The sequence below is a fragment of the Streptomyces sp. MBT65 genome (genome assembly GCF_016612545.1).
In the GTDB taxonomy this organism is placed as follows: domain Bacteria; phylum Actinomycetota; class Actinomycetes; order Streptomycetales; family Streptomycetaceae; genus Streptomyces.
This window is the reverse complement of sequence record NZ_JAENRY010000382.1, coordinates 1-13,496: the sequence shown is the minus strand read 5'-3', so window position 1 is coordinate 13,496 and position 13,496 is coordinate 1. Positions and strand designations below refer to the sequence as shown.

The 13,496-nt window shown below is 67.5% G+C and carries 15 protein-coding genes and 1 tRNA gene; 7 read left to right on the top strand and 9 right to left on the bottom strand.

Features of this window, described 5'->3' with window-relative positions; genetic code table 11:
- From JHN63_RS45505 to JHN63_RS45485, 5 genes are all read left to right on the top strand, one after another.
- A partial coding sequence (locus JHN63_RS45505; protein ID WP_200691006.1) for a (Fe-S)-binding protein occupies positions 1–1,029 on the top strand: 1,029 nt, incomplete at its 5' end.
- 196 nt (positions 1,030–1,225) lie between these two features.
- Entirely contained in the window at positions 1,226–1,627 is a 402-nt protein-coding gene (locus JHN63_RS45500) for a hypothetical protein (RefSeq protein ID WP_200691005.1), read from the top strand.
- Positions 1,628–1,679: 52 nt separating this feature from the next.
- Positions 1,680–2,108 carry a hypothetical protein gene (locus tag JHN63_RS45495; RefSeq protein ID WP_234478678.1) on the top strand — a complete coding sequence of 143 codons (429 nt, stop codon included), beginning with the start codon at positions 1,680–1,682 and terminating at the stop codon, positions 2,106–2,108.
- 1,240 nt (positions 2,109–3,348) lie between these two features.
- Positions 3,349–4,392 carry a Yip1 family protein gene (locus tag JHN63_RS45490; protein ID WP_200691004.1) on the top strand — a complete coding sequence of 348 codons (1,044 nt, stop codon included), beginning with the start codon at positions 3,349–3,351 and terminating at the stop codon, positions 4,390–4,392.
- 234 nt (positions 4,393–4,626) lie between these two features.
- Entirely contained in the window at positions 4,627–5,421 is a 795-nt protein-coding gene (locus tag JHN63_RS45485; protein ID WP_200691003.1) for a hypothetical protein, read from the top strand.
- A gap of 37 nt (positions 5,422–5,458) precedes the next feature.
- Here JHN63_RS45485 and JHN63_RS45480 read toward each other — a convergent pair whose 3' ends face one another.
- A complete protein-coding gene (locus tag JHN63_RS45480) occupies positions 5,459–5,929 on the bottom strand; it encodes a VOC family protein (protein ID WP_200691002.1) in 471 nt (156 codons plus the stop codon).
- A gap of 400 nt (positions 5,930–6,329) precedes the next feature.
- On the opposite strand from JHN63_RS45480, the gene JHN63_RS45475 reads away from it, so the two are divergent.
- Positions 6,330–6,875: a hypothetical protein gene (locus tag JHN63_RS45475; RefSeq protein WP_234478677.1), complete on the top strand. Its 546-nt coding sequence runs from the start codon at positions 6,330–6,332 to the stop codon at positions 6,873–6,875.
- A 165-nt stretch (positions 6,876–7,040) separates the two neighbouring features.
- Here JHN63_RS45475 and JHN63_RS45470 read toward each other — a convergent pair whose 3' ends face one another.
- The 3 genes from JHN63_RS45470 to dcd all read right to left on the bottom strand — a co-directional run bounded on the left by JHN63_RS45470 (position 7,041) and on the right by dcd (position 8,620).
- The gene (locus JHN63_RS45470) at positions 7,041–7,385 is read right to left on the bottom strand and encodes a hypothetical protein (RefSeq protein ID WP_374223003.1); all 345 of its coding nucleotides are present in this window, start codon (positions 7,383–7,385) and stop codon (positions 7,041–7,043) included.
- 147 nt (positions 7,386–7,532) lie between these two features.
- Complete coding sequence (locus JHN63_RS45465; protein ID WP_200691000.1) at positions 7,533–8,048, bottom strand: phosphoribosyltransferase; 516 nt, start codon at positions 8,046–8,048, stop codon at positions 7,533–7,535.
- On the bottom strand, positions 8,045–8,620 hold the full coding sequence (gene dcd, locus JHN63_RS45460) for a dCTP deaminase (RefSeq protein ID WP_019055444.1): 576 nt from the start codon (positions 8,618–8,620) through the stop codon (positions 8,045–8,047). The genes JHN63_RS45465 and dcd overlap by 4 nt, the downstream gene beginning before the upstream one ends.
- 511 nt (positions 8,621–9,131) lie before the next feature.
- Between dcd and JHN63_RS45455 the strand changes: the two genes are divergently transcribed.
- A tRNA-Gly gene (locus tag JHN63_RS45455) sits at positions 9,132–9,205 on the top strand.
- 273 nt (positions 9,206–9,478) lie between these two features.
- On the opposite strand, the gene JHN63_RS45450 is transcribed toward JHN63_RS45455, so the two are convergent.
- The 5 genes from JHN63_RS45450 to JHN63_RS45430 all read right to left on the bottom strand — a co-directional run bounded on the left by JHN63_RS45450 (position 9,479) and on the right by JHN63_RS45430 (position 13,408).
- Positions 9,479–10,354, bottom strand: coding sequence for a hypothetical protein (locus JHN63_RS45450; protein ID WP_200690999.1), 876 nt, complete (start codon positions 10,352–10,354; stop codon positions 9,479–9,481).
- A 335-nt stretch (positions 10,355–10,689) separates the two neighbouring features.
- The gene (locus JHN63_RS45445; RefSeq protein ID WP_200690998.1) at positions 10,690–11,130 is read right to left on the bottom strand and encodes a DUF5615 family PIN-like protein; all 441 of its coding nucleotides are present in this window, start codon (positions 11,128–11,130) and stop codon (positions 10,690–10,692) included.
- Complete coding sequence (locus JHN63_RS45440) at positions 11,130–11,771, bottom strand: DUF433 domain-containing protein (RefSeq protein ID WP_037706733.1); 642 nt, start codon at positions 11,769–11,771, stop codon at positions 11,130–11,132. Before JHN63_RS45440 ends, JHN63_RS45445 begins: the two co-directional genes overlap by 1 nt.
- A 270-nt stretch (positions 11,772–12,041) precedes the next feature.
- Entirely contained in the window at positions 12,042–13,196 is a 1,155-nt protein-coding gene (locus JHN63_RS45435) for a site-specific integrase (RefSeq protein ID WP_200690997.1), read from the bottom strand.
- Positions 13,196–13,408 (bottom strand): helix-turn-helix domain-containing protein, encoded by a 213-nt coding sequence (locus tag JHN63_RS45430; RefSeq protein WP_037706735.1) that lies wholly within the window; start codon positions 13,406–13,408, stop codon positions 13,196–13,198. Before JHN63_RS45430 ends, JHN63_RS45435 begins: the two co-directional genes overlap by 1 nt.
- Positions 13,409–13,496 lie beyond the last annotated feature (88 nt).

Sequence of the window (13,496 nt, the reverse complement as noted above, 5' to 3'; positions counted from 1 at the left end):
GCGTTCGAGAGCGCGTTCCCGTCCGAGGCGGGCACGATGCTGAAGAACCTGGAGAAGAAGGGCAATCCCTGGGGGCTGGCGAAGAAGCAGCGCCTGGAGTGGCTCAAGGAGGTCGCCTTCGAGGTCCCGGTCGTCGGCCAGGACATCGAGGACCTCACCGAGGTCGAGTACCTGTACTGGGTCGGCTGCGCCGGCGCCCTGGAGGACCGCGCGAAGAAGACCACGAAGGCCTTCGCGGAGCTCCTGCACATCGCGGGCGTCAAGTTCGCGATCATGGGCGGCGACGAGAAGTGCACCGGCGACTCCGCGCGCCGCCTGGGCAACGAGCCGCTGTTCCAGGAGCTCGGCATGGAGAACGTCACGGCCCTGAACATGGCGTTCGGCGAGGAGTTGGACGACGACGGCAAGGTCGTGCCGGAGTCGGCGAAGCCCAGGTCGGCGAAGAAGATCGTGGCGACCTGCCCGCACTGCCTCAACACGATCGGCAACGAGTACCCGCAGCTCGGCGGCGACTACGAGGTCATCCACCACACCCAGCTCCTCCAGCACCTGATCGATGCGGGCAGGCTGATCCCGGTGACCCCGGTGGAAGGTCTGATCACCTACCACGACCCGTGCTACCTGGGCCGCCACAACAAGATCTACACGCCCCCGCGCGAGATCATCGCGAGCGTCCCGGGCCTGCGCAACGAGGAGATGCACCGCCACAAGGAACGCGGCTTCTGCTGCGGCGCCGGCGGCGCACGCATGTGGATGGAAGAACGCATCGGCAAGCGCATCAACAACGAACGCGTCGACGAAGCGCTGTCGTTGAACCCGGACATCGTCTCCACGGCCTGCCCCTTCTGCCTCGTGATGCTGACCGACTCCGTCAACGGCAAGAAGAACGACGGCAAGGCCAAGGAATCCATCCAGGTCGTCGACGTGGCCCAACTGCTCCTCGACTCGGTCAAGACCCCGGCGGAGGACGAACCCCCGGCAGGCACCGCGGAACCGGAGAACGCCCCGGAGCCCCAGCCGGTGAAGTAACAACCAGCCAGTCCGCTACGACGACGCCCCGCATCCTCACCGGAGGGTGCGGGGCGTCGTCGTACCGTCCGCCGTCCGCGCCATGGTGTAGCGCGCTACACCATGGATCCGGGTGAGCGGTCCCTCGTGGCGGCGAGCGCGCGACGGAATCGTAGAGGGCAGAGATCACGTCCCCTAACTCCCCCGAGGAATTCCCGTGAAGTCGCTGCTCTCCACCGTGAAGTCGTTCATCGCCAACCTGCTGCTGTGGTCGTTCTTCGTCGGCGGCCTCGCCGCGAGCACGGCCTCCGGGGCGGTGCTGGACGGCACGGCGAAGAACGTCGCCACCTACGCCGGTATCGCCGTCTCGCTGCTCACCGGTTCACGCATCGCGAAGAAGCCGAAGATCAAGGAGTTCCTGTCGAAGCCGTCGACGCTATGGTTCCTGTTCCTCTTCAACGGCGGTGTCGCCGCGTTCTGCTACTTCTCCATGGACGGCATCAAGGGCATCGCGACCGCCGCCGGTATGGGCCTGGTCTCCATCGGCGCGGCGGGCGGCCTGGTCGCGGCCCGACGCGCGCCGACCGCCAAGGCGCGAGTGGAAGAGCCCTGGGCCTGACGAGTTCGCCCGCAACGTCTCTCCCTCCAACCTCACCAAGAAGGACACGCCCATGACCAGGACCACGACCACCAACCGCCGCCACCGCCGTACGGCCACCCTGACCATGACGGCCGCAGCCATAGCCCTGACCACCGGACTCCTCACGGCCTGCGACCCCACGGACACCTCTGACGCCTCCAACTCCCTGAACTGCCTCAAGAACTGGAACTCCATCTCCGACAGCCTCAAGGCGATCCACAACGCGGGCATCGACGCGGCGAAGGACCCGACCAAGACCGACGAATCCATCGACACGATCAACAAGAACATCGACAAGATCGACGCGAACTCGGACAACAACAAGGTCGACAAGGCGGTCGACGACCTCGACAAGGCGATCTCCGACTACAACAAGTCGATCCTGAACGGCGATACGAACCCCGACTCCAGCAAGATCGACGCGGCAGCAACCAAGCTCAAGAACGTCTGCACGTCATAGCGACAGCGAGCGCCTGTTCGTACGTGACCGTTGGGCCACTCGCTTCTCAGCCAGTGTCGGGCTTCCACGGCCCGAGTAAAGGGCGCTCCGCTGCGCTACGCGTCGCCTTCGGCGATGGCCCTCCGGGCCACCCTTGACACGACCCGCTCCAGCCCGTTTCAGAAGCGAGCGAGCGGCCCGGAGGAACGGGTGGCCGACCTGTGAATGCCCTTGCCTGTACTGCGTTGCGGGCCGGAGCGGGGGGATGCGCTCGCGTCTGGCCTGCAAGCGGGATGGGTTCAGCGGCTACCGGGCGGGTGGGACGCACAATCCCACGAGGACAACAGCCAGCTCCGGGCCGTATGAGGGGGCGCGCTGCCGCCTCGCCGGCACGTCGGGCTGGGCGAGAACGGCCAACGGCCGGGAAGAACTTCCGTACGGGACTCCAGGCCAGCAGGAAGGCTCCGGGGCAGGGAGGGAGAGCCTGAGGCAGTTGGTCGGTCCAGGCCCGGGCCGGGCCTGACTGGGCCTAACTGGGCTTGACTGGGCGGGTGGTGGCCCGGCCGGTGGCCCCGTCCGCCGAGCGATCCTCCGCCTGGGGTGCTGATCCGCAAAAGGTGACCGTCCGGGCGTCGAGATCGCATCCCCCCGCCCCAACAGCCCTCACCTCCCGAGCCTCCCGTCCCGCCGCCGCCCCTGTCCTCTCTGGAAGCTGGGGTCATTTCTAACCAGTCAAAGCCCACGACGGTGGTTAGTTTTACCCCCAGCCTCCAGCACCCACCCATCCACCGGCCGCCCGGCCGGTAGCCGCTAAGCCAATCCGGCGTGCAGGCCAAACGCGAGCGCATCCCCCCGCTCCGGCCCGCAACGCAGTACAGGCAAGGGTATTCACAGGTCGGCCACCCGTTCCTCAGGGCCGCTCGCTCGCTTCTGAAACGGGCTGGAGCGGACCGAGTCAAGGGTGGAGCGCAGCGGAATCGGCGCAGCCGACGCGACCGCAGGGAGCGCCCTTTACTCGGGCCGTGGAAGCCCGACACTGGCTGAGAAGCGAGTGGCCCAACGGTCACACCACACCCCACGACCACAGCAACCCCACCCTTTCCCCCGCATCCAGCCCCTCCCCCGGGCAACGCCTTCGACTGAGACCTGGACCTCGGCACCCCCACCAACACCGGCATGGTCACGGTCGCCCACGGCTCCGCGTCCGGCGTAAACACCACCGCGGGCGCCGCAGTTCGGCTCCCTGCCCGCCCCTTAGGGGATGTCACAGCTCGGCAGCAAAGCCCCACCCGAAACCCCCGGCCCGACACGTGTCTCCGCGGAACCAGGTACGTTCGATGACGTGGCTGGATTCAGGATCGGACGCGGCGGCCGGGACAACAGGGCCCCGCAAGCGCGCCCTCAACAACCTGCGTACGGGCAGCAGGCACCCCCGGCACCCCAGGGGGCACCGCAGAGACAGCCGTACGGCTACCCCTCGGCGCCGCAGCCGTACCCGCAGCAGCAACCGCAGTACGGAAGCCCTGCGGGCGGCGGCGGCCGGCAGTGGTCCCAGGGGAACGGCGGCAACGGCGCCTACGGCGACGAGCCGGAGTACTTCGGCGACGGCGGCGGGTACCCCCAGGGCGCCCACCCGGGCACCCCGGACCCGTACGCGGCGAACAACCCGGGCAGCACCCAGGCCTTCGCCGTAGGGGAGGACCCGTACAGCCAGGGCGGTACGTATCGCGCGGGTTCCACCCAGGCCCCCGCGGGCCCGGTCGGCCCCCGCCTGCACTGGAAGGACCTGCTGAGAGGCATCGTCCTCGCCCCCCAGCAGACCTTCCTCCAGATGCGGGACTACACGATGTGGGGCCCCGCCCTGATCGTGACGTTCCTCTACGGCCTGCTCGCGGTCTTCGGTTTCGACGGCGCCCGCGCGGACGCCATAAGCGCCACCCTGGCGAACGCGGTCCCGATCGTCCTGATCACGGCCGTGGCGATGGTGCTGTCGTCCTTCGTCCTGGGCGTGGTCACCCACACCCTGGCCCGCCAACTGGGCGGCGACGGAGCCTGGCAGCCCACGGTCGGCCTGTCGATGCTGATCATGTCCCTCACGGACGCCCCCCGCCTGATCTTCGCCATGTTCTTCGGCGGCGACGCGACCTTCGTCCAGGCCCTCGGCTGGGCCACGTGGGTGGCGGCCGGCGCCCTCCTCACGATGATGGTCAGCCGCTCCCACGACCTCCCCTGGCCGAAGGCCCTGGGCGCCTCGGCGATCCAACTGATCGCCCTGCTGTCGATCGTGAAGCTGGGCACGTTCTAGGGACCTCGACACGATGAAGGGCTCCCGGTTCCGTACCGGGAGCCCTTCTGCGTGGAAGTGGAAGAGGCGCGCGGCGGAAGTTGACCGACAGCCGGCGTTCCCGCCAACCCCCGGCGAAGCCCGGATGAAGTGCTGGGCCGGTTCGGCGATCACGCACAACCTCCCTCCCGACCCCCCTGTCTGATGCGGGTGAAGTCACCACTCGACGCATCACCCGTGGGGGGAAACCACACCATGCGCATCCGCACCGCCGTCGCCACCGCGACCGCCGCCGCCCTCAGCGCCGCCCTGGCCGTCGCCGCGCTCGCCGCCCCGGCCGCCGGGGCCGCCCAGGACGACTCAGCCTCGACGTTCTGGAACATCGACGTCAACCACGACCGCGACTACACCGTCGGCGTCACGGCCGCGCAGAAGAGAGTGTTCTCGGTCTCCGCGACCGTCAGCGACCCGTCCGGCGTCAAGAGCGCGTCGTTCGAACTGTGGCACGGAGACGAGGACCGGGCGAAGGCCGACGGGGTCATCACCGGGTCCGCCCAGTGCCACAAGATCAACGCACTCACCTCCTACTGCGAGGCCCTCCTGACCGCCGACCCGAACGTCAACCTCCGCAGCAACTCCCTCGCCGGTCTCTGGTACATGGCCCCCATCGCCGTCGACGGCGACGGCAACGTCACCCGCGGGGAGGGCGCCTACTTCGCCCGCATCAAGCGCCCCACCTACATGTCCCAGACCGACGCCACCCCCGAGCCGGTGAAGAAGGGCCAGAACCTGAGCGTCAAGGCCCGGATGACCGTGGCCAGTTGGGCGCAGCACAAGAACGTGCCCCTCATCGGGCACCAGGTGCTGCTCCAGTACCGCAAGGGCACGAGCGGCCCCTTCGTGACGCTGAAGAAGCTCAGGACCGACAGCGACGGCTGGGCCAGGGCCACCGTGAAGGCGACGGCGGACGGCGCGTACCGCTACGAGTTCGCGGGCACGAGCCTCACCCTGCCCACGAGCGGCTGGACCGACTACGTCGACGTGAAGTGACCCCGGCCCGCTGACTCGAACGGAACACGGTGGCGGGTCAGGCCGGGGTGTCGGTGTCCTGCGCGGCGGCCGCGAACTCCTCGGGGCCCTGCTCCGCCGCCGCCGGGTCCATCCACATGACCTGCCAGCCGTGGCCGTCGAGGTCGTAGAAACTGCGCGAGTACATGAAGCCGTAGTCCTCGGCACCGTCCACCTCGGTGCCGCCCGCCGCGAGCGCGGCGGCGCTGACCGCGTCTACCTCGTCGCGGGAGGAGACGCTGAAGCAGTACAGCGCCAGCGTGTGCGTGGCGGGATCGGCCAGCGGCAGCTTCGCGAACTCCGCGAACTTCTCCCGGCTGAGCAGCATGACGAAGGCCTGCTCACCGACCAGCATGCAGGCGGAGCTCTCGTCGGCGAACTTCGGGTTGAAGCCGAACCCGAGCTGGGCGAAGAACGCCTTGCTGCGCTCGATGTCCACAACGGGGATGTTCAGGAACAGCATGCGGCCGGGGTGCGGGGAAGTGGTCATGACGGATCTCCGGTCAGTGGCTCGATGGCGTACGTCCCTGTAGACCGGCCCGGCCGGCGGAACTCATCGGCGACTCGTCCCCGACCCACATCCCTTCGCTTCGCTTCGCGAAATGACGGTTCCTCCAACGATCACTGGTGATTCGCCGCAGCAGCGAGCCGGGAGTGCAGCACCTCGCGCAGGAGCTGCCCGCTGGCGGGGCGGCTGTCGACCTCGTCTTGGGCGAGGTGCGTGCGTGGAACCACAAGCCGTGGACATGGGTGGACCTCACGGCACCCGGTCGGGCCGAGGGCTGAGCGTGCCCGGCGTGCCCGATCGAGCGGGAACTCGCAGGGGACCACACAGGGGGAATCCGGAAATCGGTTGTTCCTGCGGCATGTCCATGCGAAAAGGTGTGGGCATGATGCGACCCGCGCGTGCGCTGCTCCCTCTTTTCCTGCTGCCAGTTCTCCTCACGGGATGCGACGCGGACAAGAACGGCGGGACGGCCGCCGACAGCGCCGACCTCGACGCCGCCGCGCGCGGCTGGGGCGTGGCGCCGGAACTCGTCTATGTCACCAAGGTCTCCGGCTACAGCGTGTTCCAGGCGTCGGTCGGCGAGTACGAGGACGAGTTCGTCACCGCGTACCGGTCCGAGAAGGGTGCCACCAAGTTCGGCCTCTTCGCAGGTCACGGCAGGCTGACAGCGGAGAACTGCCCCAAGCAGCCGCTGGGCGAGGTGACGGACAAGCCGGTCACCTGTGAGCACGACGGCGACGCCTGGTACCGCAAGGCAGGCGGCAGCCACGAATACGCGGTGCCCGTCGACGCCGTAGTGGTGCATCTGATCGCGGACGCGGACAAGGTCGACCGCGCCGTCCTGCGCAAGGCGGCCGAGGCGGTCCACCGCCCGGACGACGCCGAACTGGCGGCGCTCCTGCCGACCCCCGACGGCGCGGACACATGAGAGAAAGGGCCGGGTCTCGGCGCTTGCCACCGGACTGCGACGGGACGTTCTTTACCCGGACCCTCAGCGCAGCCGGCATGTACGAGAGGTCGAAGGGCCGTGCCACTCTCACGCAAGAACAGACGGGAATCCCCAGGTCGCGCCCTCAACCGCCCAACCTCGCCCCTAGAGCGGTGGCTTCCTGATCAGCGGCAGCGGCCAGCCGGCACAGGCCACCAGTGCGCTGCCGTCCTCGGTGAGGAAGAGCAGGGTCATCCATGTTCGATCGGCAGCATCGATCAGCCCTGTGCGCACAGGGCGACCATGTTCGCGGACGAGTTGCACCGCTCGTTCCAGCCCAAGAGGTTCGAGTCCGTGCAGCCGCATGCGCCGAAGACGGCGATTGAAGACTCCGGCATGCTGGCCTGCGGGTAGTGCCCGGTCCGCCACCCAGTAGGTGGCGCCGCTGCGGAGGGTGGCCAGAGCGATCACGGACGCCTCGTCGTCACCGGCCAACAGCGACTCCAGCACACTCCGCTCCATGATCACCCCCGCCGGGATCGTGCAGTACAGCAGCCAGGTACCGCAACCCCAGCAATCGCCCGCGTATCGGGACAGCAAGAGAGTCCCCCGCCGATCCAGCGAGGGACTCTCTCAGGGACCTGGAGAAGGTGCAGGTCAGATCGCTTCTTTCGACGGAGTGACCGGCTCCCCCGACTTACGTACTACAGGCAGGACACTCCACGGGAAGTTGATCCAGTCGTCGGTGCGCTTCCACACGTACTCGCACTTCACCAGCGACTGCGACTTCTCGTAGACGACCGCGCTGCGCACCTCGGCGACGGTGTCCAGGCAGAAGTCGCGGACCAGCTTGAGCGTCTTGCCGGTGTCGGCGACGTCGTCGGTGATCAGCACCTTCTTGGAGGAGAAGTCGATCGCGTTGGGGACGGGGGCGAGCATCACGGGCATGTCGAGGGTGGTGCCGACGCCCGTGTAGAACTCGACGTTCACGAGGCTGATGTTCTTGCAGTCGAGCGCGTAGGCGAGGCCCCCGGCGACGAAGACACCGCCGCGGGCGATGCTGAGGATGACGTCGGGCTCGTAGCCGTCGTCGGCGATGGTCTGCGCGAGTTCGCGCACGGCGACGCCGAACGTGTCGTAGGTCAGGTTCTCCCGTACGGCGCCCACGCTCACACCTGCGTCCGGTGGAAGTTGAGGAAGGAACGGGAGGCGGTGGGCCCGCGCTGCCCCTGGTAGCGGGAGCCGTAGCGCTCGCTGCCGTAGGGGAACTCGGCCGGTGAGGTGAGCCGGAACAGGCAGAGTTGGCCGATCTTCATGCCGGGCCAGAGCTTGATGGGGAGCGTCGCGAGATTCGACAGCTCCAGCGTCACGTGCCCGGAGAAGCCGGGGTCGATGAAGCCGGCGGTGGAGTGCGTGACGAGCCCGAGCCGGCCGAGGGAGGACTTTCCTTCGAGGCGGGAGGCGAGGTCGTCGGGGAGCGATACGACCTCGTAGGTCGAGGCGAGCACGAACTCGCCGGGGTGGAGGATGAACGGCTCGTCGCCCTCCGGCTCCACCAGCCGTGTCAGGTCCGCCTGTTCGATCGACGGGTCGATGTGGGGGTAGCGGTGGTTCTCGAACACCCGGAAGTAGCGGTCGAGGCGCACGTCGACACTCGACGGCTGCACCATGGATTCGTCGTAGGGATCGATCCGGACCCGCCCGGCGTCGATCTCGGCCCGGATGTCCTTGTCAGAGAGAAGCACGCCCCGAGGATACGCAAGACGCGCGGACCGACCACAATCGGACGGACCCGCGCGCCAGCGACTGCCTACCGCGTCACCGCTACTGCTTCTCCAAGGTCACCAGCACCACACTGCGGAGCCGGGCACACCGCGGACACCGCACGAGCCGGCCGGGGCCGAGCCGCTCCGCCTGCTGCATCGGGAACGACGTGGTACTGAACACGTGCCCATCGGCACATCGGACGACGGTGCGCTCCATCAAGTCCATGAGTCCCTTCCCCAAGAGCCGCGTCCGGCTGCTGCTCGCCGGATGCCAAATGCCACATTACGGGATGAAAGGAACGACTCTCCAGGCGGCACTCCGGTCCCACCCAGACCCTCTTCCACGCCTCCACCGTACGCCCCAACTCCGGCCCCCCGCAGCCCTGTCCGCCCTCCGAAACACGACCGGGCCCCCGCGGCCCCAGCACCGGGGACCCGACATGCGGTACAGTGACAGAGCGTTCCGACACCGGTTCAACCGGCGTCTCACGCGGGTGTAGTTTAGTGGTAGAACATCAGCTTCCCAAGCTGAGAGTGCGAGTTCGATTCTCGTCACCCGCTCCATTTGAAACCCCCAGGTCGATGACCCGGGGGTTCTTTGTTGTCTAGTCCAATTTGGGGGTGGCGTGCCCTCCGCGTGCCCTAAGTGCAGGTGGGGCACCCCATCTGTGACCCTCAGGCGTCATTACGGGGATCACGGACACTGAGCGTCTCGGATACTGAGACGCATTTCGTGTGACTTGGGCCACTACCGTCGGACATGCCTGCGAAGTCACATACGCAAAGCCAGAGTTGGGTCACGGTTAACGCGGAAGCGCTAAGCCGAGCGGCTCCACGTCAGGCAGGAAACAGTTCGAGGACGCGGGTGACCCGACCCCAGCCGGCCACCAACGTCGCGGCGAGAACCGCCGCCCCCAGGATCAGCCACGGACGCACGTCTTCTCCCACGCCCATCGATGGCAGAACGCGCGCGGCGCCGACTGCGGCAGTCATGGCCGCGAAGATCGCCGTGGCGACGTGGGCTGACTCGCGCCAGGTGTTCCGTAGGCGGGACACGGGCCGGACACCTTGGAGCAGCTCGGCGGGCAAGAGCGCTGCCTGTCGGCCGTACAGATGGTTCTCGGCGATAACGAGCTGCAGCCGCGCCAACTCAGTCAGCGCGGGCTCCGGGTCGACGTCCACCTGATGCAGCGCCACACGCTGGGCTCCGGCGACCAACGCAGCATGCCGTTTGATCAGCCGGAGCCTGGAGGAGCGGCGCGAAACCGAGCCGGCGATGCTGTGCACTTTGAACAGGCGCTTCTCGACATGCCGACAGCTCTGATCCAGCTGCCGCAGTGCCCTGGATCGGCCCCTGCCACGAGGCGCAGCGCGTACCTTAGCTCCGACCACGACCGCATCGATCACTCCCAGGACGAGGCGGTAGCGAGCCGTCGAGCTCCATCGCATGGCCCAAAACACAGGCAAGACGATCACGCCAGACATGACCGCGAGCATGACCATCCAGTCGATGAGGTCCAAGGCCGCGCTGTTCTCCTCTTTGGCCGTCCATCGGAGGTGGGCCATCGCCCGCATGCCCCAGGCCCAGTGCAGACGTGAGACACCGACCTCCGCCAATACCACCGAGAGACGCCAACCCGCCCACGCGGCAATCCAGCCCCCGACAACACCGAGCGCACAGGCCACCCAGTTCGGATGCCATGAGCTGAGCACGCCGCGGACTCTTGCGGCTTCCTCCAACGGGATACTCAGCTTTCCCAGGGCCGCGTCCAGTTCTCTCTTACGTAGTCCTGCCCAACCGCTTTGTTGGGCAGATCTCCTGAGCCAGAGACGGTGGCGAGCCCATAAACGCATTGCCCAGCGCTGCAGACGTAAGTCGTACGACTCCACCCGAAATCCCCCCGCTTCAGCTGTGCCTCATGTGGTGCGGAGTCGCAGTATGTACCATCTGATACCGCCGTCGCAGAGCAAGTAACTTGCGCATTTGGGGAGTTGATGCGACGTGGAACTTGCAGCCAAGATCGTTCGAGCAGCGTCGACGGACGTGACTATCGCGGCCAATAGCGAGGCGGTTCCTTGACAGGGTCAACCAGATCGAACCGCTGCTTGCTGCCGGGGTTCAGACCTTTGATGTGGACGAGTTGCTGGCCTTCCGCCGCGTCGAGTTCACGGATGATCAGAGGCATGGCGGCGATCACAGCACCCATGGCCAGCCCCAGGCCGGCCATGCCTTTGTGACCGTGGCTAAACCGGATGTGGTGCATGCCGGATTTCTTGATGGCGGTCGTCTCCAACGGGTCTTCCAGCTGACGCCCGTCCTTGGTGAGGAAGGCTTCGAAGCCTCTCTTCGCGGCGTCGGGGAGGAGGGCAAGATCCTTCTTCCCCGCCCACTTGATCTCGCTGACGTGCTGCACCTCGTGCCCGGGGAGCAACCGTCTGAGCATCTCCAGCATCTGCACCGGGACGTTCTCGTCGATGAGAATTCGCATCAGGCAGCGCGCGGTCCCGGGCTGTAGCTGTCCACATACAGTGCGAAGGACACCGCGTCGCGGGCGGCCTCCGCTGTCACGCCGGGGTAGTAGTCGGCGATCTTCTCAGGCGGGATGCCGTCCTCCACCAGTTCCGCGACGGCATCGAACGGGACACGAGTGCCGGTGATGACCGGCTGCCCCCCTTGCGTCTCCGGATCCACACTGACGTGTTGCTTCGGCCGCAGGAGGTGCGGAACCACGACGCCGGCGCGGGGCGCGAACTCCTGGAGGATGTCCTCCATCGTCGCGATGACTCGCTGCCCCGGGTGCTTCACGAGGTCTGTTGCGTGGTCGTCGTTGTCGTGGCCCACAAGGACGATGGAGTCGCCCTCAGCCACCAGAGAGTAGCTGGACAGGTGCTCGAACTCACCGAATCGCTTCAGTGTGGCCAGCGCCTTGCGGATCTTCTGCAGGGACACGTCCTGCCGAAGGATCGCGAACGCGCGTAGGGCCAGGACGTCCCGAAAGGAGTAGAGAGCAGGCTTGGCCGCGAGCTCAGGACAGAGAATCGGACCGTTGCCTCGGTCCTGCCGCCATGAGCGCAGTTGCCCAGTGGTTGCCCCGGAGAGAGCCGCAGCCATACGAGTCGAGTACGCCATGGTCCACTCCCTCCAGTTCTCGCGGGATCTTCTACCCCCAGCATCCCAGTTGTGCGCTTCAGGACGCTACAGGAAGTACGGAGAGGCAGGACCAAAGCGGCATAGGGCTGCTGCGCACTCCAATGATCATTGAGCCCGCCAGCAGGCTTACGACGCAGTCCTGGTCCAGGGCGCGAGACCAGGACCAGGGCGGTAGGGGCAAGTCTTGCTGCCTCCCGCCGGGGAGGACCGACTGAAGAGCCGGTCCTCCATATGGGGGGCCGGAGAGGCTCATGCCTCGCGAGCATCTCGCTGTGATCTTGGCGAGGCTTCGCGGAGCTGTGCGCGCACCTCGACGTCAATCCCCTGCGCCAGCTTCTGCTGATGCTTCGCCGTCGAGTGCTGGTAGATCAGCTGGGCCCGCTCCGAGGACTGGCCGGCGCGGACCATGAGGTCCTTCAACTTGGCGCCGGTGTCGGCGGCGAGGGTGTTGCCGGTGTGGCGGAGGTCGTAGAAGCGGAAGTTGTCCGGCATCCCGACCTTGGTACGCGCCTTGCGCCATTTCCGACCGAAGGTCGAGCGGCGGAACGGGGCGCCCTTCTCGCCGATGAACAGGAGGCCGTCCACCTCCTTCTCCGCGAACCACTGCATGTGACGTCGCAGCTCCGGGAGCACGAAGTCCGGCAGGTAGACGGTGCGTTTGCCCGCCTTGGTCTTGGGGTCGCCGGTGACGCGCCTGCCGTTGGTCAGCTCCGGAGAAGCCTGCGTGACGCGCAGGGAACCTGCGGCGAGATCGACACTGCGCCGGCGCAGTTCGGCCAGTTCCTCCGGGCGGAGGGAGGCGAAGGCACCGAGCAGCACCATCAGGCGCCAGCGCGGGCCCATGGCGTCGGCGAGGTCGAAGACCTGCTCGATGGTCGCGGTGGGGCGTTCGTCGGCCTCCTCCTTGCCGGCGCCCTTGATGCGGCACGGGTTGCTGCGCAGGAGGTCGTCGTCGACCGCCGTCTGGAGGATGGCCTTCAGCAGGCGGTACGACTTGGCGACCGTGGTGGCGCCGGTCGCCTTCAGGCGCTCGGCACGCCACGTGCGGACGGACGGCGGGGTGATCTCGTCCAGGTCCTTCCCACCGAAGGTCGGCAGGATGTGCAGGCGCAGCAGCCCGTCGTAGCGGTCGAGCGTGGTGGGGGCCAGACCGCGCTCCTCCTTCCAACGGAGCGCGTACTTCTCGAAGTTGACCGCGCCCGCGTCCGGGTCACGCCACACGTCGCGCTCGATGTCGGCGCGGGTGAGGTTGAGCCACTCCTGGGCGTCGGACTTGGTCTCGAAGGTCTCCGGGGCGGTGTGCCGCTGCCCGTCGGGGCTGATGTAGCGGGCCTGCCATCGACCGGAGGGGAGCTTGCGGGTCGTGCCGAACTCGCGCCGCCGCTGCGGCTTGCGTCCCGCCATCAGGCGGCCTTCCCGTAGCGGGTACGGACACGGCGGACCGGCTCGACGGTGCGCGCCTCGACGTACTCGGCGATCGCGCTCTCGGGGACACGGACCGGGCGGCCGAGCTTCACGTAGCGGATGCGGCGCTCGGCGATCAGGCGACGGACGAAGCGCTCGCCCGTGCCGAGCATTTCGCCGGCCTCGGCGACGGTCAGGAGGCGGTCAGCCATTCACGATCACCTCCGTCGCGGAGGGGCGGTGGGGGCGGGCGGGAGCCGGGAGTATTGCGGGCAGGCGCAAGGGCGGTGGGTCCTCACT

Coding starts and splice junctions, on each gene's coding strand:
- JHN63_RS45495 (WP_234478678.1), top strand. CDS start 1,680: ATGACCAGGACCACGACCACCAACCGCCGCCACCGCCGTACGGCCACC.
- JHN63_RS45490 (WP_200691004.1), top strand. CDS start 3,349: ATGTCACAGCTCGGCAGCAAAGCCCCACCCGAAACCCCCGGCCCGACA.
- JHN63_RS45485 (WP_200691003.1), top strand. CDS start 4,627: ATGCGCATCCGCACCGCCGTCGCCACCGCGACCGCCGCCGCCCTCAGC.
- JHN63_RS45480 (WP_200691002.1), bottom strand. CDS start 5,929: ATGACCACTTCCCCGCACCCCGGCCGCATGCTGTTCCTGAACATCCCC.
- JHN63_RS45475 (WP_234478677.1), top strand. CDS start 6,330: ATGATGCGACCCGCGCGTGCGCTGCTCCCTCTTTTCCTGCTGCCAGTT.
- JHN63_RS45445 (WP_200690998.1), bottom strand. CDS start 11,130: ATGCGAATTCTCATCGACGAGAACGTCCCGGTGCAGATGCTGGAGATG.
- JHN63_RS45440 (WP_037706733.1), bottom strand. CDS start 11,771: ATGGCGTACTCGACTCGTATGGCTGCGGCTCTCTCCGGGGCAACCACT.
- JHN63_RS45435 (WP_200690997.1), bottom strand. CDS start 13,196: ATGGCGGGACGCAAGCCGCAGCGGCGGCGCGAGTTCGGCACGACCCGC.
- JHN63_RS45430 (WP_037706735.1), bottom strand. CDS start 13,408: ATGGCTGACCGCCTCCTGACCGTCGCCGAGGCCGGCGAAATGCTCGGC.